Annotated in this window: 19 protein-coding genes and 5 tRNA genes; all 24 read right to left on the reverse strand. The window is 55.9% G+C overall.

The features are described from left to right. Positions 1 to 18: 18 nt before the first annotated feature. Positions 19 to 666, reverse strand: a complete 648-nt coding sequence (gene rplC / locus GSUB_RS12650) for a 50S ribosomal protein L3 (protein WP_040201094.1) — start codon at positions 664 to 666, stop codon at positions 19 to 21. A gap of 28 nt (positions 667 to 694) precedes the next feature. Beyond that, entirely contained in the window at positions 695 to 1,003 is a 309-nt protein-coding gene (gene rpsJ, locus GSUB_RS12655) for a 30S ribosomal protein S10 (protein ID WP_040201095.1), read from the reverse strand. A gap of 15 nt (positions 1,004 to 1,018) precedes the next feature. After that, the gene (tuf, locus tag GSUB_RS12660) at positions 1,019 to 2,209 is read right to left on the reverse strand and encodes an elongation factor Tu (protein ID WP_040201096.1); all 1,191 of its coding nucleotides are present in this window, start codon (positions 2,207 to 2,209) and stop codon (positions 1,019 to 1,021) included. Between the two features lie 19 nt (positions 2,210 to 2,228). Continuing rightward, positions 2,229 to 4,307 carry an elongation factor G gene (gene fusA, locus GSUB_RS12665; RefSeq protein WP_040201097.1) on the reverse strand — a complete coding sequence of 693 codons (2,079 nt, stop codon included), beginning with the start codon at positions 4,305 to 4,307 and terminating at the stop codon, positions 2,229 to 2,231. 45 nt (positions 4,308 to 4,352) lie between these two features. Further along, on the reverse strand, positions 4,353 to 4,823 hold the full coding sequence (gene rpsG / locus GSUB_RS12670; RefSeq protein ID WP_040201098.1) for a 30S ribosomal protein S7: 471 nt from the start codon (positions 4,821 to 4,823) through the stop codon (positions 4,353 to 4,355). A gap of 21 nt (positions 4,824 to 4,844) precedes the next feature. Further along, complete coding sequence (gene rpsL / locus GSUB_RS12675) at positions 4,845 to 5,216, reverse strand: 30S ribosomal protein S12 (protein WP_040201100.1); 372 nt, start codon at positions 5,214 to 5,216, stop codon at positions 4,845 to 4,847. 197 nt (positions 5,217 to 5,413) lie between these two features. After that, positions 5,414 to 9,562, reverse strand: a complete 4,149-nt coding sequence (gene rpoC, locus GSUB_RS12680) for a DNA-directed RNA polymerase subunit beta' (protein WP_040201102.1) — start codon at positions 9,560 to 9,562, stop codon at positions 5,414 to 5,416. 104 nt (positions 9,563 to 9,666) lie between these two features. After that, positions 9,667 to 13,776: a DNA-directed RNA polymerase subunit beta gene (gene rpoB, locus GSUB_RS12685; protein WP_040201103.1), complete on the reverse strand. Its 4,110-nt coding sequence runs from the start codon at positions 13,774 to 13,776 to the stop codon at positions 9,667 to 9,669. 85 nt (positions 13,777 to 13,861) lie between these two features. Beyond that, on the reverse strand, positions 13,862 to 14,239 hold the full coding sequence (gene rplL / locus GSUB_RS12690; protein WP_040201104.1) for a 50S ribosomal protein L7/L12: 378 nt from the start codon (positions 14,237 to 14,239) through the stop codon (positions 13,862 to 13,864). A gap of 51 nt (positions 14,240 to 14,290) precedes the next feature. Further along, complete coding sequence (gene rplJ, locus GSUB_RS12695) at positions 14,291 to 14,809, reverse strand: 50S ribosomal protein L10 (protein WP_040201106.1); 519 nt, start codon at positions 14,807 to 14,809, stop codon at positions 14,291 to 14,293. Between the two features lie 200 nt (positions 14,810 to 15,009). Beyond that, positions 15,010 to 15,711, reverse strand: a complete 702-nt coding sequence (gene rplA / locus GSUB_RS12700) for a 50S ribosomal protein L1 (protein WP_040201107.1) — start codon at positions 15,709 to 15,711, stop codon at positions 15,010 to 15,012. 28 nt (positions 15,712 to 15,739) lie between these two features. Continuing rightward, on the reverse strand, positions 15,740 to 16,162 hold the full coding sequence (gene rplK / locus GSUB_RS12705; protein ID WP_040201108.1) for a 50S ribosomal protein L11: 423 nt from the start codon (positions 16,160 to 16,162) through the stop codon (positions 15,740 to 15,742). A gap of 45 nt (positions 16,163 to 16,207) precedes the next feature. After that, on the reverse strand, positions 16,208 to 16,741 hold the full coding sequence (gene nusG, locus GSUB_RS12710) for a transcription termination/antitermination protein NusG (RefSeq protein WP_040201110.1): 534 nt from the start codon (positions 16,739 to 16,741) through the stop codon (positions 16,208 to 16,210). A gap of 18 nt (positions 16,742 to 16,759) precedes the next feature. After that, positions 16,760 to 16,945 (reverse strand): preprotein translocase subunit SecE, encoded by a 186-nt coding sequence (secE, locus tag GSUB_RS12715; protein ID WP_040201111.1) that lies wholly within the window; start codon positions 16,943 to 16,945, stop codon positions 16,760 to 16,762. A 35-nt stretch (positions 16,946 to 16,980) separates the two neighbouring features. Then, positions 16,981 to 17,057 (reverse strand) — tRNA-Trp (locus GSUB_RS12720). Between the two features lie 56 nt (positions 17,058 to 17,113). Then, positions 17,114 to 17,263: a 50S ribosomal protein L33 gene (rpmG, locus tag GSUB_RS18710; protein ID WP_083928855.1), complete on the reverse strand. Its 150-nt coding sequence runs from the start codon at positions 17,261 to 17,263 to the stop codon at positions 17,114 to 17,116. A gap of 60 nt (positions 17,264 to 17,323) precedes the next feature. Next, a complete protein-coding gene (tuf, locus tag GSUB_RS12725; RefSeq protein WP_040201096.1) occupies positions 17,324 to 18,514 on the reverse strand; it encodes an elongation factor Tu in 1,191 nt (396 codons plus the stop codon). A gap of 135 nt (positions 18,515 to 18,649) precedes the next feature. After that, positions 18,650 to 18,725, reverse strand: a tRNA-Thr gene (locus GSUB_RS12730). Between the two features lie 34 nt (positions 18,726 to 18,759). Continuing rightward, positions 18,760 to 18,836 (reverse strand) — tRNA-Gly (locus tag GSUB_RS12735). Positions 18,837 to 18,957: 121 nt separating this feature from the next. Beyond that, positions 18,958 to 19,042: transfer RNA gene (locus GSUB_RS12740), tRNA-Tyr, on the reverse strand. A 59-nt stretch (positions 19,043 to 19,101) separates the two neighbouring features. Further along, positions 19,102 to 19,177 (reverse strand) — tRNA-Thr (locus tag GSUB_RS12745). Positions 19,178 to 19,337: 160 nt separating this feature from the next. Beyond that, the gene (gene rlmKL, locus GSUB_RS12750; protein WP_040201112.1) at positions 19,338 to 21,512 is read right to left on the reverse strand and encodes a bifunctional 23S rRNA (guanine(2069)-N(7))-methyltransferase RlmK/23S rRNA (guanine(2445)-N(2))-methyltransferase RlmL; all 2,175 of its coding nucleotides are present in this window, start codon (positions 21,510 to 21,512) and stop codon (positions 19,338 to 19,340) included. Positions 21,513 to 21,755: 243 nt separating this feature from the next. Further along, the gene (locus GSUB_RS12755) at positions 21,756 to 22,619 is read right to left on the reverse strand and encodes a chemotaxis protein CheX (protein ID WP_040201113.1); all 864 of its coding nucleotides are present in this window, start codon (positions 22,617 to 22,619) and stop codon (positions 21,756 to 21,758) included. Between the two features lie 58 nt (positions 22,620 to 22,677). Beyond that, a complete protein-coding gene (locus tag GSUB_RS12760) occupies positions 22,678 to 23,037 on the reverse strand; it encodes a response regulator (protein WP_040201114.1) in 360 nt (119 codons plus the stop codon).

Below are 23,037 nucleotides of genomic sequence, written 5' to 3' on the forward strand. Positions count from 1 at the left end.
CTTCTCTCCCAATCCCCTTTAACCGTTTTGTTTGGCTTTGACGCCCTTGCGGATCGCCACCACGCCGTTTTTAGGACCAGGAATGGCACCCTTGATCAGTAGCAGGTTCTGCTCAGGGCGAACTTCAACAATCTGAAGATTCTGGGTGGTCACCTGCTTGTTGCCCATCTGACCTGCCATCTTTTTCCCTTTAAAGACGCGGGAAGGCCAGGCACTGCAACCAATGGCACCAGGAGCACGGTGAAACATCGAACCATGCGAAGCCCGGCCGCCGGAGAAATTCCAGCGCTTGATGACACCCTGAAAGCCCTTGCCCTTGCTCACGCCGCGCACATCGACGATCTCACCAGGAGCAAAGATTTCACAGGTGATGGAGTCACCGGGATTGACCTGATCTCCATCAGAATCTCCAAGACGAAACTCCTTGAGATGGTAAAAGGCGCCCTGTCCAGCCCTTTTGAAGTGCCCCATCTCAGGCTTGTTCACCCTCTCGGCCCGCTTAGGAATAAAACCAACCTGAACGGCGTTATAACCATCGGTCTGGACGGTTTTTTTCTGGACCACCACACAGGGGCCGGCTTCCACCACCGTAACGGGGATGCGTCGTCCGTCGACCGAGAAAATCTGGGTCATCCCCAGTTTTTTTCCAAGAATTTCCTTACTCATATTCGTAACCCTATCCGGAGCAAGTTTTTTAGAGCTTGATTTCCACATCGACACCGGCCGACAAATCAAGCTTCATCAGCGCGTCAACCGTCTGCTGCGTGGGCTCAAGGATATCCAGCAACCGCTTGTGGGTGCGGATTTCGAACTGCTCACGACTTTTTTTGTCGACGTGCGGACCACGCAGAACGCAGTACTTGTTAATAACTGTCGGAAGAGGCACCGGTCCGGCAATGCGAGCACCGGTACGCTTGGCCGTATCGACAATTTCAGTAACGGACTGATCAAGCAGCTTATGATCGTAGGCCTTCAAACGAATCCTGATTTTCTGGCTGGGCATGAGAACTTCCTCTATTTACTCGATAATGTCGCTGACGACGCCGGCACCGACGGTGCGGCCGCCTTCACGAATCGCGAAACGCAGTTCCTTGTCCATGGCGATCGGGGTGATCAGATTCACCGTCATCGCGATGTTGTCGCCCGGCATGACCATCTCGGTCCCTTCAGGCAACTCAACCACACCCGTCACGTCCGTGGTGCGGAAATAGAACTGGGGACGATATCCCTTGAAGAACGGTGTATGACGTCCACCCTCTTCCTTGGTCAGAATGTAGGCTTCAGCCTTGAAGCGGGTGTGAGGCGTGATGCTGCCGGGCTTGGCCAGGACCTGACCGCGCTCCACATCTTCACGCTTGGTGCCGCGCAGCAGAACCCCGACGTTGTCGCCGGCCTGACCCTGATCAAGCAGCTTGCGGAACATCTCGACACCGGTCACAACCGTCTTGACCGTATCCTTCATCCCGACAATTTCAACTTCGTCGCCGACCTTGACGATGCCGCGCTCGATACGACCGGTTACAACGGTGCCGCGACCGGAGATGGAGAACACGTCCTCGACAGGCATCAGGTACGGACGATCGATATCGCGCTCGGGCTCAGGGATGTAGCTGTCGCAGGCATCCATCAGCTCAAAGATGGCTTTCTTCCCGATCTCCTCGTCGCGACCTTCCAGAGCGGCCAGAGCCGAGCCCTTGATGATCGGAATGTCATCCCCGGGGAAATCATACTGGGTCAGAAGCTCGCGGATCTCCAGCTCGACCAGCTCGAGCAGCTCCTCGTCGTCGACCATGTCGACTTTGTTGAGGAACACCACCATGGCGGGCACGCCGACCTGACGGGCCAGCAGGATGTGCTCGCGAGTCTGAGGCATGGGGCCGTCGGCGGCCGAGACCACCAAGATCGCACCGTCCATCTGCGCCGCACCGGTGATCATGTTCTTGACATAATCGGCATGGCCGGGGCAGTCAACATGAGCATAGTGACGTGCTGCGGTCTGGTACTCGACGTGAGCGGTGGCGATGGTGATGCCGCGCTCGCGCTCCTCGGGAGCATTGTCGATTGTGTCAAATGCTTTGAATTCCGCACCGCCGGCTTCGGACAGAACCTTGGTGATCGCCGCGGTCAGAGTCGTCTTCCCATGGTCGACGTGACCAATGGTCCCGATATTGACATGGGGTTTTGTTCTTTCGAATTTTGCTTTAGCCATGGGAAGAACCCTCCTTAAATCAGCCCTTTGTTTTAGCGATGACTTCGTCGGCAATCGCTTTGGGCACTTGCTCGTAATGATCGAAAACCATTGTGTAAGTCGCACGCCCCTGTGTGGCACTGCGCAGATCGGTTGCATAGCCAAACATGTTCGCCAGAGGGACCTGGGCCGAAATAACCTGCGCTCCGCCACGAGTATCCATACCCATGACACGACCGCGACGGCTGTTCAGATCACCCATTACGTCCCCCATATATTCCTCAGGGACAACAACCTCGACTGCCATGACAGGCTCGAGCAAAACAGGCGATGCCTTGGCAACACCTTCCTTAAAGCCCATCGAACCGGCAATCTTGAACGCCATCTCCGAAGAGTCGACATCGTGATAAGAACCGTCAAAAACAACCACTTTTACGTCGACCATGGGGAACCCGGCAATGACGCCATTCTGTGCGGCCTCTTCGGCACCCTTCCCAACTGCAGGGATGTATTCACGAGGAATAACACCACCCTTGATCTGATCGACAAACTCGAATCCTGACCCGGGCTCAAGCGGCTCGATCTTCAGCCAGCAATGGCCATATTGCCCGCGGCCGCCGGACTGGCGCACGAACTTACCTTCAACCTCGACAGGCTTGGTGATCGTTTCGCGATAGGCAACCTGGGGTGCGCCGACATTTGCCGCAACCTTGAACTCGCGCAACATGCGATCGATAACAATATCGAGATGCAACTCGCCCATGCCGGAGATGATGGTCTGTCCCGTCTCTTCGTCAGTATGCACCCGAAGCGAGGGGTCCTCCTGAGTCAGCTTGCCAAGCGCGACGCTCATCTTCTCCTGGTCGCTCTTAGTCTTCGGCTCAACCGCAATACTGATGACCGGCTCAGGAAACTCCATCGCCTCAAGAAGACATGGTGACTTATCATCACACAGGGTGTCGCCGGTCGAGGTAAACTTAAGACCGACAGCAGCAGCAATATCCCCGGAATAGACTTCCTTGATCTCTTCTCGCTTGTTGGCGTGCATTTTCAGCAGACGACCAAAGCGCTCTTTTTTAAGCTTGGTCGTATTCATAACACTGGCGCCGGATTCCGCGATCCCCGAATAAACACGGAAGAAGGTCAGTTGTCCGACAAAAGGGTCGGTCATAATCTTGAAAGCCAATGCCGCGAAAGGACCGCTGTCATCTGCCGGCCGCGTGATCTCCTCACCACTGTCGGGATCAATTCCCTTGATGGGGGGCACATCAACAGGCGAAGGCATATAGTCTACAACGGCGTCGAGAAGCGTCTGGACGCCCTTGTTTTTAAAAGCGCTCCCGCAGAGAACCGGAACAAATGCCAGATCAAGAGTGCCCTTACGGATACCGCGCTTGATCTCGTCAACAGCAAGCTCTTCGCCGCCAAGATACTTCTCCATCAACACATCATCGTGGGAAGAAATCTCTTCAAGCAGCTTTTCGCGGGCCTCCCGGGCCTCGTCTTCCATTTCAGCAGGAATGTCGATGACCTCAAACTTGGCTCCCAACGACTCGTCATCCCACACAATGGCACGCATCTCCACCAGGTCAACAAGACCCCGGAAGCCATCTTCTTTGCCGATAGGCAACTGCAGAGGCAGAGGATTGGCCCCAAGACGATCGATCATCATCTGCAGCCCTCGCCCGAAGTCGGCACCGACGCGGTCCATTTTGTTGACGAATGCCATACGAGGCACGCGGTACTTGTCAGCCTGACGCCAGACGGTTTCAGACTGGGGCTCAACACCGCCGACCGAGCAAAACACAGCCACAGCCCCATCAAGAACGCGCAGAGAACGCTCAACCTCAATGGTAAAATCTACGTGCCCAGGCGTATCGATGATATTGACGCGATGGTCTTTCCAGAAACAGGTTGTCGCAGCGGAGGTAATCGTAATACCGCGCTCCTGCTCCTGCGCCATCCAGTCCATGGTTGCAGCGCCGTCATGAACCTCACCAAGCTTATGAGACACACCCGTATAAAACAGGATACGCTCAGTGGTGGTTGTCTTGCCGGCATCAATATGCGCCATTATCCCGATATTTCGGGTTTTCTGAAGGGGTACCTTACGTGCCACAGTCGAACATCCTTCCCACAATTACTAAAAATACAGTGCGCGAAACTACCAGCGATAATGGGCAAAAGCCTTGTTGGCTTCGGCCATGCGATGCGTGTCCTCACGCTTCTTGACCGACGCCCCGCGGCCATTCATGGCATCGAGCAATTCGCCAGCCAGACGCTCGCGCATGGTCTTCTCACCACGAGCAGCCGCATAGGTCTTGACCCAGCGCAATGCAAGCGCATTGCGACGGTCGGATCGAACCTCGACCGGGACCTGGTAAGTCGCACCGCCGACACGACGGGATTTGACCTCGAGCACGGGACGCACGTTTTCTACCGCCTTGCGGAAGATCTCGATCGGCTCCTCACCGCTGCGCTCGGCAGCCAACTCCAACGCACCATAAACAATAGACTCAGCGACGCTCTTCTTTCCGTCGAGCATCACGGCATTGATAAACTTGGCAACCAGCAGATCCCCGAACTTGGGATCCGGGAGAATCTCCCGCTTTCCAACTTCTCTTCTTCTCGGCATAACGTTTCCTCAATCCAGAATTTACTTCGGACGCTTGGCGCCGTACTTGGAACGACCCTGCTTGCGATCCTTGACCCCGGCCAAATCCAGAGCGCCGCGCACAATGTGATAACGAACACCGGGAAGGTCCTTGACACGACCGCCACGAATCAGGACCACGGAGTGCTCCTGAAGGTTATGCCCTACGCCGGGAATATAGGAGGTCACAACAATGCCGTTTGTCAGACGCACACGCGCGACCTTGCGCAAGGCCGAGTTAGGCTTCTTCGGAGTCGTGGTATAGACGCGCGTACAGACCCCGCGCTTCTGCGGATTGTTTTTCAACGCAGGCGCCGTGGATTTCTTTTCCTTCTTCAGGCGGCCGTTGCGGATCAACTGATTAATCGTTGGCATCGAACAATCTCCAAAAAATCTTCTAAGCGTTTATTCCTAAAGGGATTCAGCGGGTTTTGCCGGGGAAAAACCCGCTAACATTATCAATCGCCCCCACCTTTGTCAAGGGCTTTTTCTTCGGGCCTAACTTTTATTTTCAGGGACAAAAACGGCCCTCCACCGAGGGCCGTTTTTGTCAACGTTATCCCGATGTTACATTATTCGCCGAGGGGTTCCTCCTCCCCGACATCGTCCAATTCGAAAACCTCTTCGACTTCTTCCGGTTCCTCTATCAGGAGCTTGACTGAACGGTACTTGGCGACCCCTGTTCCGGCAGGGATCAGGCGCCCCATAATGACGTTCTCCTTCAGGCCGCGCAGGAAGTCGATCTTACCCTCGATAGCCGCCTGGGTCAGAACCTTGGTGGTCTCCTGGAACGAAGCAGCGGAGATGAAAGATTCGGTCGACAGCGATGCCTTGGTAATGCCGAGCATGAGCGGTTCACCAACAGCCGGCGCCCTCCCTTCAGCCAAGGCCTTGTTGTTTTCGTCTTCAAACTCGTACCGGTCAACCTGGTCATCGAGCAGGAAGCGGGTGTCGCCGACTTCTTTGATGCGGACACGCCGCAACATCTGCCGTACGATGGTCTCGATATGCTTGTCGTTGATCTTGACCCCCTGCAGGCGGTAAACCTCCTGCACCTCGTCAACAAGATACTTGGCAAGCTCTTTCTCGCCCAACACCTTCAAGATGTCGTGGGGATTGCTCGAGCCGTCCATCAGCAATTCGCCGGCGCGAACATGATCGCCCTCATGCACGCTGATGTGTTTACCTTTGGGAATCAAGTACTCTTTCGGTTCACCGAACTCCGGCGTGACAATGACCTTGCGCTTGCCCTTGGAGTCCTTGCCGAATGAAACCTGGCCGTCGATCTCGGAAATAATCGCGTACTCTTTGGGCTTGCGGGCCTCGAAGAGTTCGGCAACCCGCGGCAGACCGCCGGTAATATCCTTGGTCTTGGTGGTTTCGCGGGGCATCTTGGCAAGAACAGCACCTGCCTTGACTAAGCAATCATCGGAAACAACAATATTCGCTCCGACCGGCAGCATGTAACGAGCCGCTGCGCCGTTGGGCATCTTGACGGTTTTACCGTCCTCGTCCTTGAGCGTAATGCGCGGCCGCTTGTCGGGATCCTTTGACTCGATAATCACCTTGCGCGAAAGGCCGGTGACCTCATCGAGCTGCTCCTCCATGGTAATCCCCTCGATCATGTCGCCGAAACGCACGCGACCTGCAACTTCGGTAAGGATCGGAATGGTGTAGGGGTCCCATTCTGCCAGCAGAGCACCAGGCTTGACTTCGCCTCCGTCTGCAATGGGGATCTTGGCGCCGTAAACGACGCCATAACGTTCACGTTCACGTCCAGACTCGTCCACAACCGCCAACTCGCCATTGCGGTTCATAACGACGTGGTGGCCGAATTCATCTTCGACCGTATTGAGACGGATGTACTTGAGACTTCCTTCAAAGCGTGCCTCAAGGGTGGTCTGCTCAGCACGCCGGGATGCCGTACCACCGACGTGGAAGGTCCGCATGGTCAGCTGGGTACCGGGCTCCCCGATGGACTGAGCGGCGATAACGCCGATCGCTTCGCCGAGGTTAACCATGTGGCCATGCGCCAGATCGCGCCCATAGCACAGGGCGCAAACCCCCCGCCTGCTCTGGCAGGTGAGAACGGAGCGGATCTTGATTCTCTCGATCCCCGCGTCGGCGATCTTGTCCACCAGCGCTTCGTCAATCTCGCTGTTGGCTTCCACCAGGACGTCGCCGGTCATCGGATCAAGAACGTCTTCAAGAGCAACGCGCCCAAGGATACGATCACCCAGAGGCTCGATCACCTCGCCACCTTCGGTCAGTGACGCTATAGTTATCCCGTCAAGAGTCCCGCAGTCGTCTTCAGTGATAATAGCATCCTGCGCCACATCGACAAGACGACGCGTCAGATAACCGGAGTTAGCGGTCTTGAGCGCCGTATCCGCAAGACCCTTACGAGCACCATGGGTAGAGATGAAGTACTGGAGCACCGTCAGGCCCTCACGGAAATTGGCCGTGATCGGAGTTTCGATGATCTCACCGGACGGCTTGGCCATCAGGCCGCGCATGCCGGCCAGCTGGCGAATCTGCTGGGCGCTGCCGCGGGCTCCCGAGTCGGCCATCATATGAATGGCATTGAAAGAGGGAGCTTTAACCGTTTCACCGGATTCAGACGTCAGAACATCAACCGACAGGTTGTCGAGCATGGTCTGCCCGATCTCCTCAGCACACTTGGCCCAGATGTCGATAACCTTGTTGTAGCGCTCGCCATCGGTAATCAGGCCTTCGGTGTACTGTTGCTGAATCTCCTTGACCTCCTCAACCGCTTTATTGATTCGTTCCTCTTTGGAGGAAGGGATATGCATGTCGTCGAGACAGATCGAGATGCCGGCCATGGTGGAAAACTTGTAACCGGTCTCCTTGAGGCGGTCGGCAAGAATAACCGTATCCTTGTTGCCGCAGGCACGGAAGCAGACATCTATCAGCTCACCGACCTGCTTTTTGCCGAGGACGCGATTGATATGCTCGAAGGCAATCCCCTCAGGAACAACTTCACGCAGCAGGATGCGCCCGACGGTGGTCTCGGTCAGTTGCGGGGCTTCACCGACAGCGGGCGAAATGCGAACCTTGATGCGCGCCTGAAGATCCACGGCGCCGGCGTCATAGGCCACGCGCACCTCTTCGGGATCAGCGAACAGCTTCCCCTCGCCCTGGGCGAAAACTCGCTCCCGGGTCATATAATACAGACCGAGCACCATATCCTGAGATGGTACAATAATCGGCTTACCGTTGGCAGGCGAGAGGATGTTATTGGTCGACATCATCAACACGCGGGCCTCAAGCTGACTTTCGATAGAGAGGGGCAGATGGACCGCCATCTGGTCGCCGTCGAAGTCGGCATTGAATGCGGTACAGACCAGCGGGTGGAGTTGGATCGCCTTGCCCTCGATCAGCACGGGCTCAAAGGCCTGGATACCAAGACGGTGCAGTGTGGGTGCGCGGTTAAGCATAACGGGGTGCTCTTTGATCACCTCGTCAAGCACGTCCCAGACCTCGGGTTTTTCCTTCTCGACCAGTTTCTTGGCGCTCTTGATGGTCGTGCAGAACCCTTTTTCTTCAAGCTTGTTGTAGATAAAAGGCTTGAACAGTTCGAGCGCCATCTTCTTGGGAAGACCGCACTGGTGCATCTTGAGTTCAGGGCCGACAACGATAACGGAACGGCCTGAATAATCGACGCGCTTGCCGAGCAGGTTCTGGCGAAAACGTCCACCCTTACCCTTGAGCATGTCGGACAGGGACTTCAACGGACGCTTGTTGGGTCCGGTGATCGCCCTGCCGCGGCGACCGTTGTCGAACAGGGCGTCAACCGACTCCTGCAGCATCCGCTTTTCATTGCGGATGATGACTTCGGGTGCGCGCAGTTCGATCAACCGCTTAAGACGGTTGTTACGATTGATGACTCTTCGATAGAGGTCGTTGAGGTCGGAAGTCGCAAAACGTCCTCCGTCAAGAGGAACGAGCGGGCGCAGCTCGGGAGGCAGCACCGGGATAGTCTCCAGAATCATCCACTCGGGGCGATTCCCGCTGGCACGAAAAGCCTCCACGACCTTGAGGCGCTTGGCGACTTTCTTGCGCTTGGCCTCGCTGGCCGCATCTTTCATCTCCTGACGCAGGGAAACGCCCAACTCTTCAAGTTCGAGCTGCATGAGCAGTTCGCGGATCGACTCGGCTCCCATGCCGGCAGAGAATTGACCGGCAAATTCCTCCATGGCCTCACGATACTTGTCCTCGGTTAACAACTGACCCTGCTGCAGATCGGTATCGCCACCGTCAAGAACGACATAGGCCTCGAAGTAGAGAACTTTCTCCAGTTCCTTCAATGTCATGTCCAGCAGCGTACCGATTCTGGAAGGCAGTGACTTGAGGAACCAGATATGGGCAACCGGGCAGGCCAGATCAATATGCCCGAGACGCTCACGCCGAACCTTGCTGGGGATCACCTCCACGCCGCACTTTTCGCAAACGATACCACGATGCTTCATGCGCTTGTATTTGCCGCAATTACATTCGTAGTCCTTGGTAGGTCCAAAAATTTTGGCGCAGAAAAGACCGTCACGTTCGGGCTTGAAAGTCCGGTAATTGATGGTCTCGGGTTTCTTAACTTCACCGAAAGAACGTTCGCGAATCTTCTCCGGGGAAGAAATACTGAGCCGGATAGCGTTGAAACTCAACGGATCCTTCGGACGTTCAGAGAGGCTGAAAATATCTTCCAAAGCGCATCCTCCTATCGGGATGGTGATGGTTGGTTGCGACCGCATTCGCGATGCCGGCCAGGGGAACCAAGTCGCCCTGGCCGGCAAAGCACGATACGATAACGCTACTCCTCGTCCTCTTCAAGCAGTTCAACATCAAGGCAGAGAGACTGCAGTTCCTTGATCAGAACGTTGAAGGACTCGGGCAGTCCGGCCTCCAGAGTGTGCTTGCCCTTCACAATGGATTCGTAAATCCGAGTGCGTCCGGCCACGTCATCGGATTTGACCGTGAGGAACTCCTGAAGGGCATGCGCCGCACCGTAAGCCTCCATCGCCCAGACTTCCATCTCGCCGAGTCGCTGTCCGCCGAACTGGGCCTTGCCCCCGAGTGGCTGCTGGGTTACGAGGCTGTACGGACCGATGGAACGAGCATGGATCTTGTCATCAACCAGGTGATGAAGCTTAAGCATATACATGATGCCGACGGTGACTTTCTCCTTGAAAGCTTCACCTGTCTTGCCGTCATGGAGAATCACCTGGCCGGACTTCGGCAGGTTGCATCGCTCAAGTTCGGACTTGATCTTGTCCTCGGGAACACCTTCAAAAACCGGCGAAGCCATCGGCACACCCTTGGACAGGCGCCGCGCGAGGGAGACGACTTCATCGTCGTTGAGGGAATCGATAAAAACGCTTGTGTCCTCATCATTGTAAGCGGCTTTAAGCTTTTCCTTCATCGGTGTGGTGGCGAGTCCATCAGCGATCGCCTTCTCGATCTGCACACCCAGGGTGCGTGCTGCAAGCCCCAGATGCGTCTCGAGAATCTGGCCGACGTTCATACGCGAGGGGACACCCAGCGGATTGAGCACGATTTCAACCGGCGTACCATCGGCCATGTAGGGCATGTCCTCCTCGGGAAGAACCCGGGAGAGAACACCCTTGTTACCATGGCGACCGGCCATTTTGTCGCCGACCTGCAATTTGCGCTTGATGGCGACGTAAACCTTTACCATCTTGATGACGCCGGGCGGAAGGTCATCTCCGCGCTTGATTTTTTCGATCTTATCGGCAAACACCCCACGGATGAGGTCTTCACGCTCACGCAGTCGCCGCAGGATCTCGGCCAGCTTCTCTTCGGCCTCATCGGCCTGTGCAAGAGAGATCTCGCTCCAGCGCGACACTGGGATGCGGGTCAGGGCATCTTCAGTGATTTTAACCCCTTTACCCAGCAGTACATTGCCCTTGTCGTCGGTGACCGTAACCGCCGATGTATGCCCGATCAGGAGTGACTTGAGTTTGCCGCGAGAAGAATTGCGGATGATCCGAATCTCATCTTCCTGATCCTTGAGCAGCTTTTCGATTTCACTGCGTTCGATAACTTCGGTGCGGCTGTCCTTGTCCGCCCCTTTGCGGGAGAAAACGCGGGCGCCGATCACCACACCCTCAACCCCCGGGGGAACCCGCAGCGAGGTGTCACGTACATCGCCGGCTTTTTCTCCGAAGATGGCACGCAGCAGCTTCTCTTCAGGAGACAACTGCGTTTCACCCTTGGGAGTGATTTTCCCGACCATGATATCGCCGGGACCAACTTCAGCCCCGATACGAATAATCCCGCTCTCGTCGAGATTGGCCAGGGCATCTTCGCCCAGGTTGGGGATATCGTTGGTAATCTCTTCCTTGCCGAGCTTGGTGTCACGGGCAACGCACTCGAACTCCTCGATATGCACCGAAGTGTAGCGGTCTTCCTTGACCAGTTTTTCGGAAATCAGGATCGAGTCCTCGAAATTATACCCTTCCCACGGCATGAAAGCGACAAGCACGTTCTGCCCCAGGGCCAGCTCACCCCACTCGGTGGACGGACCGTCACCGATAATATCCCCCCGCTTGACCCGGTCGCCGACTTTGACGATCGGCTTCTGGTTCAGGCAGGTATTCTGGTTGGAACGGACAAACTTGATCAGGTTGTAGATATCGACGCCGGTACCGCTTTCATCGACCTCGTCCTCGTCGATCTTGATAACGATGCGCGCGGCATCGACACTTTCCACCACACCGTTGTGGCGGGCGACAACGGCGGCGCCGGAGTCATGCGCCACGATGCGCTCCATCCCGGTGCCGACAAGCGGGGCATCGGCACGCAGCAGCGGCACCGCCTGGCGCTGCATGTTGGAGCCCATCAAAGCACGGTTGGCGTCGTCATTTTCCAGAAACGGAATAAGCGATGCGGCGACCGAAACCAGCTGCTTGGGCGAAACGTCCATCAGCTCGATCTCTTCGCGGTTAGTCATGACAAATTCGCCATTCTTCCGCGCAGTCACCAACTCGTTGACAAAACGGTCATTTTCATCGAGCGGCGCATTGGCCTGAGCGATGGCGTGACCTTCCTCCTCCAACGCACTGAAGTAGCGGATCTCGTGAGTGACCTGCCCATCCTTGACAATACGGTAGGGCGTTTCCACAAAACCATACTCATTGATACGCGCATAAGTCGAAAGAGAGGCAATCAGGCCGATGTTGGGACCCTCAGGGGTCTCAATCGGGCAAACACGACCGTAATGGGTCGGATGCACGTCTCGGACTTCAAAACCGGCGCGCTCACGCGTCAAGCCGCCGGGACCCAGCGCAGACAACCGTCGCTTATGAGTAATCTCGGACAGCGGGTTTGTCTGGTCCATGAACTGCGAGAGCTGCGAGGATCCGAAGAATTCCTTGACGACAGCCGAAACCGGCTTGGAATTCACAAGATCATGCGGCATGAGGCTGTCGACATCCTGCAGGCTCATGCGTTCCTTGATCGCGCGCTCCATGCGGACCAGCCCGATGCGATACTGGTTCTCGAGCAGTTCGCCCACTGTACGGACCCGGCGATTGCCGAGATGGTCGATATCATCGATCGCTCCCTTGCCGTTGCGCAGATCGATCAGATAGCGAACTACCTCGAGAATATCTTCTTTGGTCAGCGTCGTATGTTCAAGAGGCGTATCAAGGCCAAGCTTGTAATTGAGCTTCAAGCGGCCGACCACCGACAGATCGTAGCGCTCAGGGTTGAAAAACAGGCTGTCAAACAGCGCCGTCGCACTCTTGAGGGTCGGTGGGTCACCGGGGCGCAACCGCCGGAAGATTTCGATCATAGCATCTTCGGCCGTCGCGATCTTGTCGGCAAGCAGAGTCTCCCGCAGATAAGACCCGACATAAAGATTATCGATAAAGAGAACCTTAAATTGACTGATGCCGCGCTCATGCAGCTCTTCAAGCTTCGCGGACGTCAGTTCATCGTTGCATTCGACAACGACTTCACCGGTTGAGGTATCGACAATATCTGTCGAGGCGATCTTACCGATGACGCTCTCTTCGCTGAGAGGAATAAACTCAAGGCCGGCATCGGAAATTTTGCGAATGCCGGCGCGGGTGAATTTACGGTTCTCCCGAACCAGCACATTACCGTCCGCATCAACAACATCACGGTCTGCGCGCTGCCCTGCGAGAAGTTCAAGATTGACGCGTTTTTTATAGCCGTTCTCATCACGCACAATTTCTTCGACATCGTAGTAATAGTTGAGCAGCTCTTCAGCTGTGTGGCCAAGAGCCTTAAGCAGCACGGTGGCCGGCAGTTTGCGACGACGGTCGATGCGTACCCAGATAATGTCTTTATGGTCAAAGTCAAAATCAAGCCAGGAACCCCGGTACGGGATAACCCGCGCACTGTAGAGGATCTTGCCGCTGGCGTGAGTTTTACCCTTGTCATGGTCGAAAAACACGCCGGGGGAGCGATGCAGCTGGCTGACGATGACTCTTTCAGTCCCGTTAATAATGAACGTGCCGTTTTCGGTCATCAGGGGAATTTCCCCGAAATAGACCTCCTGCTCCTTGATGTCACGGATCGACTGAACGCCGGATTCCTTATCGACATCCCAGGACACAAGGCGGACCTTGACCTTCATGGGCGCAGCGAAGGTCATGCCTCGCTGATGGCATTCTTCAACATCATACTTGGGCGTTCCGAGCCCGTAGGAAACATACTCAAGCGAACAGGTCTCGCTGAAATCACGAATCGGAAAGACGGAGCGGAATACGGCTTCAAGCCCGATATTCTGGCGTGCCGAAGGAGGCAGTTCCGTCTGGAGGAAACGCTTGTAGGAATTTTTCTGAATCTCAATGAGGTTAGGAATGTCAATGATCCGCTGAACCTCTGTGAAATGTTTCCTCAGAAGCTGGTTATTCGCGATGGAATAAGCCATGTTTTCTCCTTTGAGTGGCGAAAGTAGAATAGCCAAGGCCGCTCGCGGCGACCTTGGCTTAGTCCTGCCTTATGCAAGGGAGGTGCTACTTGAGCTCGACGCCGGCACCGGCTTCTTCAAGCTGCTTCTTGAGATCTTCGGCTTCAGCCTTGGCCACTGCCTGCTTGACCGGCTGAGGTGCACCCTCTACCAGGTCCTTGGCCTCCTTGAGGCCGAGGCCGGTGATGGCACGAACCACCTTGATCACGTTGATCTTCTTGTCGCCGGCAGAGGTCAGGACGACGTCAAACTCGTCCTTCTCTTCAGCCGCTTCGGCGGCAGCGCCCGGTGCGGCGGCCACAGCTACAGGAGCAGCCGCGGAAACACCGAATTTGTCTTCCAGCTCTTTGACCAGTTCGGCCAGTTCAAGAACGCTCATGTTCTCGATAAACTCAACAACCTGCTCTTTCGTGATATCAGCCATTTTCTATCTTCCTCCGAATTTTTACGTACCGTAATCGATTTAGTAATTTTTTCAGGCCGCCTTCTTGTCCTGAATCGCCCCAAGCACCTGGACCAGCGAGCGCGGCACAGCGGCAAGCACTCCGACAAAGTTGCTGACCGGTGCATTGATGGAGCCAAGCATTTTAGCGAGAAGCTCTTCGCGACTGGGCAACTCGGCGAGTGCCTTGATGTCGTCAGCAGTCAGCTTCTTGCCGTCAAGAGCTCCGACCTTAAGTTCGAATTTTTCGTTTGCCTTGGCAAACTTACTCAGAACCTTGGCGGGCGCGACAGGGTCATCCAGGACGAACGCCAGCGCGGTCGGCCCAACCATGTCGTCCGCCAGACACTCGAGCGAGGTCCCTTTGGCAGCACGGCGCAGAAGGGTGTTTTTAACAACACGGTACTCTGCACCTGTCTGACGCAACTCTGCTCGCAGCTGATTAACCTTCTCAACATTGATCCCGCGGTAATCCGCGAGAAAAGCCGCCTTGGCATCAGCCAGTTTTGCGGCGAGCTCGACAACCAGATCTTGCTTATTGGTTCGGTTCAACGTCTCTCCTCCTTTCTTTAAAAATTTGAAAGGCACTATTGCCTTTCATTCCCGCAGGGTCGGGGAGAGACGAACCGTATTCGTCACACCCTCTCCAAGCCTCGGCAGGAGCCCTATCCAGGGATTAAACGCATAAATACGTCCCTGCTGTCTTTGACCCTGAGTGAGTGGGAAGCTGAAACACTCTGAACGGAAAAACCTTACTTGACCAGCGCCTGAATGGCCGGCACATCAATGTTGATGCCGGGCCCCATCGTACTGGATAGGCAGATCTTGCGCAAATAGGTTCCCTTGGAGGTTGAAGGCTTGGCTTTGATCAAAGCGTCAACCAGCGACACGATATTTTCTTGCAGCTTTTGCGCGTCAAAGGAGACTTTGCCGACCGGCGCGTGGATGATACCGGCCTTTTCAACCCGGTACTCGACCTTGCCGGACTTTGCCTCGTTTACGGCGCGACCGACATCCATGGTCACCGTGCCGACCTTGGGGTTAGGCATCAACCCACGAGGTCCGAGCAGGCGGCCGATCTTACCGACGGTTCCCATCATATCCGGAGTGGCGATGGCCGTGTCGAAATCAAACCAACCCTCCTGAATGCGGGCAACCAGGTCATCAGATCCAACAAAGTCTGCGCCGGCATCCTGGGCTTCCTGGGCCTTTTCCCCTTTAGCGAAGACAAGAACTCTTATGTCCTTGCCAAGGCCGTTCGGCAGAACCACGGCACCACGGACCATCTGGTCCGCCTTGCGAGGATCGACTCCGAGCTTTACCACGACATCGACCGTCTCATCGAATTTAGCCCAAGCCGAGTCCTTGACCAGACCGACGGCGTCTTCCAATGAATAGACCTGAGTCCGATCGACCTTGGCTTTAGCTTCCTTTTGCTTCTTTCCAATTGCCATTTTGTTCAACTCCCGCTTACGCCGTCGATCAGGCGACTTCGATACCCATGCTACGCGCGGTTCCTTCAACGGTGCGCACAGCGGCATCAAGATCAAAACAATTAAGGTCAGGCATTTTGATCTTGGCGATCTCAACCACCTGGTCTTTGGTCACCTTGCCCACCTTGTTCTTATTGGGAACTCCAGACCCCTTGGGCAGCTTGGCAGCCTTCATAAGAAGTACGGCCGCAGGAGGAGTCTTGGTGATAAAGGTAAACGAACGATCCGCGTACACGGTGATCACAACTGGTGTAATCATCCCGTCGAGATCCTGGGTTTTAGCATTGAACGCCTTACAGAATTCCATGATGTTGACCCCATGCTGCCCGAGGGCGGGGCCAACCGGCGGTGAGGGGTTAGCCTTACCGGCAGGAATCTGCAATTTAATCTGACCTACAACCTTTTTGGCCATCGGTTTCTCCTTAAACGCCTGAAATTGCGCAGCCAGCGTCAATCATCAGCTGGTTTTTTCAACCTGGATAAATTCAAGTTCGACCGGGGTCGTCCTGCCGAAAATACTCACCATCACCTTGAGCTTGCCTTTGTCCGGCTTAACATCCTCGACAACACCGGTGAAATTAAGGAAAGGACCGTCGACAACGCGAACAGTCTCGCCGACCTCGAACTCCACCTTGGGCTTGGGCCTCTCGACTCCCTCCTCCATCCGACTGGTGATCTTAGCTACCTCTTCATCGGGGATTGCAGGGGGATTGTTATTGCCGCCGACAAACCCTGTCACCTTGGGCGTGTCCTTGACGACATGCCAAGTCTCGTTGTCCAACTCCATCTGAACCAGAATGTAGCCGGGGAAAAATTTGCGCTGGGAGGTCTTACGCTCACCCTTGCGCAATTCCACCACCGTTTCAGACGGAATCAGCACCTCACCAAAAGACTCTTCGAACCCAAGGGCCCGAATGCGCTCTTCGAGATTGGCCTTAACCTTATTCTCATACCCTGAATAGGTATGAACTCCGTACCATTTCATGCCCATAGCGTCCCCTTGTTCTGCCTAACTGAGCAACATCTTGACGACATTGGACAGCATCCAGTCGACCGCACCCAGAAAAACGGCTATAAAAATCACCAAGAGGATGACTACTGAAGTCGAAGCGTAGGTCTCCTTGCGGGTCGGCCAGGTGACCTTTTTCAACTCGGACTTCACATGGGCCAGAAATTCAGATACATTTTTAAACACTATCGTGGAACCTCACAGAGGATTATTCTCAAAGTTGGCAGGCCAGGAGGGATTCGAACCCCCAACACCCGGTTTTGGAGACCGGTGCTCTAGCCATTAGAGCTACTGGCCTGCATACAAAAAGCCACAGCGAGCCTGTGGCTTTGAGCGACAAACGTTGGACCGCTGCTACTTGGTTTCGCGATGTGGAGTATGCTTGCGACAAAACCGGCAGTACTTACTGAATTCCAGCTTGTCCGGCGTATTCCTTTTGTTCTTAGTCGTCGTATAGTTGCGCTGCTTGCATTCAGTACAAGCCAAAGTCACAATGTCCCGCATTGTCTTATCCTTAGCGGCCTCTCCGCAAGGCGAAGAGGCCGCTCATAAAGGTTTCTCCGATTACTCGATGATATCGCTGACGACGCCGGCACCGACGGTGCGGCCGCCTTCACGAATCGCGAAACGCAGTTCCTTGTCCATGGCGATCGGGGTGATCAGATTTACCGTCATCGCGATGTTGTCGCCCGGCATGACCATCTCGGTCCCTTCAGGCAACTCAACCACACCCGTCACGTCCGTGGTGCGGAAATAGAACTGGGGACGATATCCCTTGAAGAACGGTGTATGACGTCCACCCTCTTCCTTGGTCAGAATGTAGGCTTCAGCCTTGAAGCGGGTGTGAGGCGTGATGCTGCCGGGCTTGGCCAGGACCTGACCGCGCTCCACATCTTCACGCTTGGTGCCGCGCAGCAGAACCCCGACGTTGTCGCCGGCCTGACCCTGATCAAGCAGCTTGCGGAACATCTCGACACCGGTCACAACCGTCTTGACCGTATCCTTCATCCCGACAATTTCAACTTCGTCGCCGACCTTGACGATGCCGCGCTCGATACGACCGGTTACAACGGTGCCGCGACCGGAGATGGAGAACACGTCCTCGACAGGCATCAGGTACGGACGATCGATATCGCGCTCGGGCTCAGGGATGTAGCTGTCGCAGGCATCCATCAGCTCAAAGATGGCTTTCTTCCCGATCTCCTCGTCGCGACCTTCCAGAGCGGCCAGAGCCGAGCCCTTGATGATCGGAATGTCATCCCCGGGGAAATCATACTGGGTCAGAAGCTCGCGGATCTCCAGCTCGACCAGCTCGAGCAGCTCCTCGTCGTCGACCATGTCGACTTTGTTGAGGAACACCACCATGGCGGGCACGCCGACCTGACGGGCCAGCAGGATGTGCTCGCGAGTCTGAGGCATGGGGCCGTCGGCGGCCGAGACCACCAAGATCGCACCGTCCATCTGCGCCGCACCGGTGATCATGTTCTTGACATAATCGGCATGGCCGGGGCAGTCAACATGAGCATAGTGACGTGCTGCGGTCTGGTACTCGACGTGAGCGGTGGCGATGGTGATGCCGCGCTCGCGCTCCTCGGGAGCATTGTCGATTGTGTCAAATGCTTTGAATTCCGCACCGCCGGCTTCGGACAGAACCTTGGTGATCGCCGCGGTCAGAGTCGTCTTCCCATGGTCGACGTGACCAATGGTCCCGATATTGACATGGGGTTTTGTTCTTTCGAATTTTGCTTTAGCCATTGCTTAAACCTCCCGTTGCGCTTGCGAACGTTTGTTGAAATTGACTCACGGTCCCGCGACAACGGGACCCAAAGGAAGTTCTGCGACCAAAAAAGACATGATCATGAAACGGCAAATTCTCCAGCGAGACAAAACTGGAGCCCACAACCGGACTTGAACCGGTGACCTCTTCCTTACCAAGGAAGTGCTCTACCGTCTGAGCTATGTGGGCTCATTTCAACTGCAACTGAAGAATTCAAAGATTCTGGAGCGGGAAACGGGACTCGAACCCGCGACCCTCAGCTTGGAAGGCTGATGCTCTAGCCAACTGAGCTACTCCCGCCAAAACCTCACACGATTCAAAGAAGCTTTTTGGAATCCGCACCGAAAGATGCTTTCAGTTTAAACGGCTGCAACAGCCTCCTGAAGCGACACCCTTCGGCCTTCCTCCGGAATGCGTTAAGTGGTGGAGGGGGGAGGATTCGAACCTCCGAAGGCTACGCCGGCAGATTTACAGTCTGCTCCCTTTGGCCACTCGGGAACCCCTCCAGAGAAAAATTCCGTATCTTGCAGTATTTATTTGTATGGGCTCGCACCCGACCGCTCGCTGGAGCTGGCGACAGGAATCGAACCCGCAACCTGCTGATTACAAGTCAGCTGCTCTACCAGTTGAGCTACGCCAGCATGGGCAGGGATATATACCCCAGAGCGAATCAAAAGGCAAGCATAAAATTGCCTTGCCTGCCCTCCACGCTCAGCCCTGACGGCATGAGTGTGGAGGTTTATTATATTTGGCGTGCGTTGTCAAGAGGCTCGAGGCTTTTTTTCGGCAGCAACGCATTTTTTAATCCCCCCGAGGGTGGCGCAGCAGGAAACACTGATGAATTTTCGGGCTGCGACGGAAGTCCCACGGCACCGTCTGTGCGGAGACATCCTGCACCTCCCATCGCTCGGAAAGAGTGGCATCCAGCCGGAATTTTCGGAAGTTGGTTGAGAAAACAAGCGTTCCGTCCGCCTCGAGGCGGCGCATGGTCCACTCGATCAATGCCGCATGATCTCGCTGAACGTCAAAATCACGGCCGCGGGTCTTTGAGTTGGAGAATGTCGGCGGATCAAGAAAGATGAGGTCGTACTTCTCGCGGCCGGCATCGATCCACCTCATCACATCGGCGCGTTCGAGTTTGTGGCGGCGCGGGTCAAGCCCGTTGAGCCTGAAGTTTTCCTTCGCCCAGTCAAGATAGGTCCGTGAAGCATCGACAGTGGTACTGGATTGCGCCCCGCCGCGAGCCGCAAAGACCGTGGCACTCCCGGTATAAGCGAACAGGTTGAGGAATCGCTTGCCTGCGGCCATCTCCATGATGCGCTGCCGAATCGGGCGATGGTCGAGAAATAAACCGCTGTCCAGATAATCGCCGAGATTGACCAGGAAGCGGCACGGCCCCTCGCTGACTTCGAAAAAATGGCCGCCTTCTCCCATCCGGCCGTACTGCGCCTCCCCCTTCTGCTGTTTGCGCTGCTTGAGGAAAACTCTGTCCGGCGGAACCTCGATAACTTCGGAGCTGATCCGCAACAGATCCTGAAGGCGCCTTCTTGCCTTGCCGGGATCAATGCTTGAAGGGGCCTTGTACTCCTGGATATGCAGCCGTCCATCGTAATAGTCGATCGCTGCCGCATATTCGGGAAGATCGGCATCATAGACCCGGTAGCAGCAAACCCCTTCCCGCTTGGCCCAGCGCTGCGCCGCCTTGAAATTCTTACGCAGCCGGTTGGCAAGCATCAAAGCGGTATCGTCGTGATCGCTTTTTGCTTCAGCGCCGCTTGCAGGAGGGGTTGTATCCGCAGCAGGTGCAGGGCCCAGGTGATAGTGATAAAGACGGGCCTGGATCGGACCATTTCGCAGAGAATGAGTTCTCGAGGCGCGCAATCCAAGAAAGGAGGCAAGCTCAGGATTGGAAGTAAACACACTGAGCTGCCAGCCCGGGAAAGATTGCCGGCATTGACCGCCCAGCACGCTGTAAAGCACCTGAAGCTGCGCCTTGTCGCCCAGCCGCTCTCCATAGGGAGGATTGGTGACGACAAGGCCTGCAGCACTCTCGTTCATGCTTCGTCCCATCTCCGGCAGCCAGGTAGAGAAATCTCCGATATCGATACGGACATGGTTTTCAAGACCACAGGCGCGCAGATTCTCCCTCGCCGACTCCACCACATGGGGATCGCGCTCGCAGCCCGCGATCACCGGCAGCCCGCCAAGCCCCTGGGCAAATCGTTCCCGGGCGTCTTCCTGCACAGCCCGCCACAGGTCCTCGCGATGCCCGCGCCAGCCGCAAAAACCGTAATAGTCGCGCCACAAACCGGGAGCTCCGTCCGCTGCAATCAGAGCGCCTTCGATCAGCAGCGTCCCGGCGCCGCACAACGGATCGAGCAAGGGGGCTGACCTGCGTGCCGCATCGGCCCATCCGGCACGCAGCAAAACGGCTGCAGCCAGATTTTCTTTCAGCGGGGCGGCTCCGCCCACCCTGCGGTAGCCGCGCCGGTGCAGAGACTCGCCCGCCAGGTCGATGCTGAGCATCGCCTGATCCTTGTCCACATCGAGAGAGACCTGCAGATCGGGGCGTTGCGGCTGCACGTCGGGACGCTGTCCCCAGCGCTCACACAGCCGATCGACAATGGCGTCCTTGACACGCAGGGCGGCAAAACGCGAATGATTTAAAGCAGAACGGCGCAGATGGGCATTGACCGCAAAGGTGCCGCCAGCGGGCAGGTGATCTTCCCACTCCACTTCCAGCGCCTGGGCGTAGAGCTGGTCTCCATCAAGCGCTTCGAAACGGGCCACCGGAAGATAAACCCGGGTTGCCACGCGTGACCAGAGGCACAGACGGTAGGCACTCTCCAGAGTGGCGTCGAACAGAATGCCATTAGGAGTTGCCTGCAGCTCGACGCCGCCGGCCTCCTCGATTTCCGCACCCAGAAGATCCTCGGTGCCAAGCGGTGATACAGCAAAGAAACGGGACTGATTCAAATTGTTTTACCCTGACGTATGCACGCGGCATGCGGATGATCCGCCGCGTGTCATTCTTTGATTGGTGGCCCTGTGAAACTCGGGCCTCTGATGGACTGGGGAATTCTAACTTGAATCAGACAGCGCGCCAAGAATAAAACATAGCGGGCACGCTCAGGCCGGGCACCCATATAAAAAGGGCCGCGATAAACACGGCCCCGGCAGGCAACAACAACGGTCATGGGCAATAATCGAGAGGGAGAATCAACCCACCCAGAACGAAAACTCCACCTCTTCGCCGTCAGAGATGTAAACCGGAAAGCGTATCGCGCGATAAGAGGGGGGAACTTCAACCTCGCTCCCGCCTTCGGCAATAACCACGGGGGGGGTGATTTCCATGGTATGGCCAAGCTGAGCCCCCTTGGCGGCGATGTTGCCGCAGACGATGTTGATAAACTCCATCACCGTATCATCCAGCACTTCCCTGGGCTCATCCGAGACATCATCTTCTTTCAGGATCGCCCTGGCGATAGCCTGCTGGGCACCTTCACTGACCGACAGGACGTAGCGGCATTTCACTGAACCGCTGAAGTCCATCGCCACCGCCAGGTGACGGGCGTTAACAGTTTCCGCTTCTACGCTGGGAGCGGGGCGGAAGGCAAACTGAGCGATGCGCGTCAGCATCTTGTAGGTCATATCAGCGGCCATCTCCCAGACCTGCGGATTGGACACGCCCTGCGGCAGATTGACGTGCTCGGCGGTATAGGGTGCCTGATCCTCCTTGAACTCCGCCAGGTAACGCAGGATCTCCCCTTCGTCCAGAGCCCCGACTTTCACCAGCGCCTCACCGATATAAAGATGGTTGTTTTTCTGGCGGGTAAGAACCTGCTGCATCTGGTTCGGAGAGATCAGCCCCAGCTTGACCGCCATGTCGCCGAAACGTAGGTCTTCGCTGCGCTGCGCATCATGCACGCGCTCGACATCCGCTTCGCAGATCACTCCCATGAGCAGGGCCATTTCACCGAATTTGAGGTTGTTCTTCTCCTGCAGCTCGATCGCCTCCAGCAACTTCTCCCGGCTGACAACGCCTTTTTCCACCAGGAACTGTCCAAAGAATTTCACTGCCATAGCATGATCCCTTTTCTGCTCGATATCATATTGTTCACAGGTTCCCGAATACCGCCGGCTACGCCTCGCGCAGAGTCTGCAGCACGGTCTCGGCCTCGAACGGCTTGGAGATCACGTTCTTGGCACCCAGCTTGATTGCTTCGGTAAATTTTTCACCGACACCGCCGAGAGAGGTCACCATGACAACCTTCACATTGCGGTCCATAGCCACAATGTTTCGCAGTGCCGTCAAACCGTCCATCACCGGCATGTTCATATCCATGCAAATCAGGTCCGGGTCTTCGGACTGATTGACTTTGATTGCTTCGGCGCCGTTCTTGGCATGGCCGATCACCTCGAACTCCCCGGTGCTTGAGACCATTTTTTCAAGCTGCCGGGCTACGGATATACTATCGTCCACGATCAAAACACGCTTCAT

The organism is Geoalkalibacter subterraneus (assembly GCF_000827125.1).
In the GTDB taxonomy this organism is placed as follows: domain Bacteria; phylum Desulfobacterota; class Desulfuromonadia; order Desulfuromonadales; family Geoalkalibacteraceae; genus Geoalkalibacter_A; species Geoalkalibacter_A subterraneus.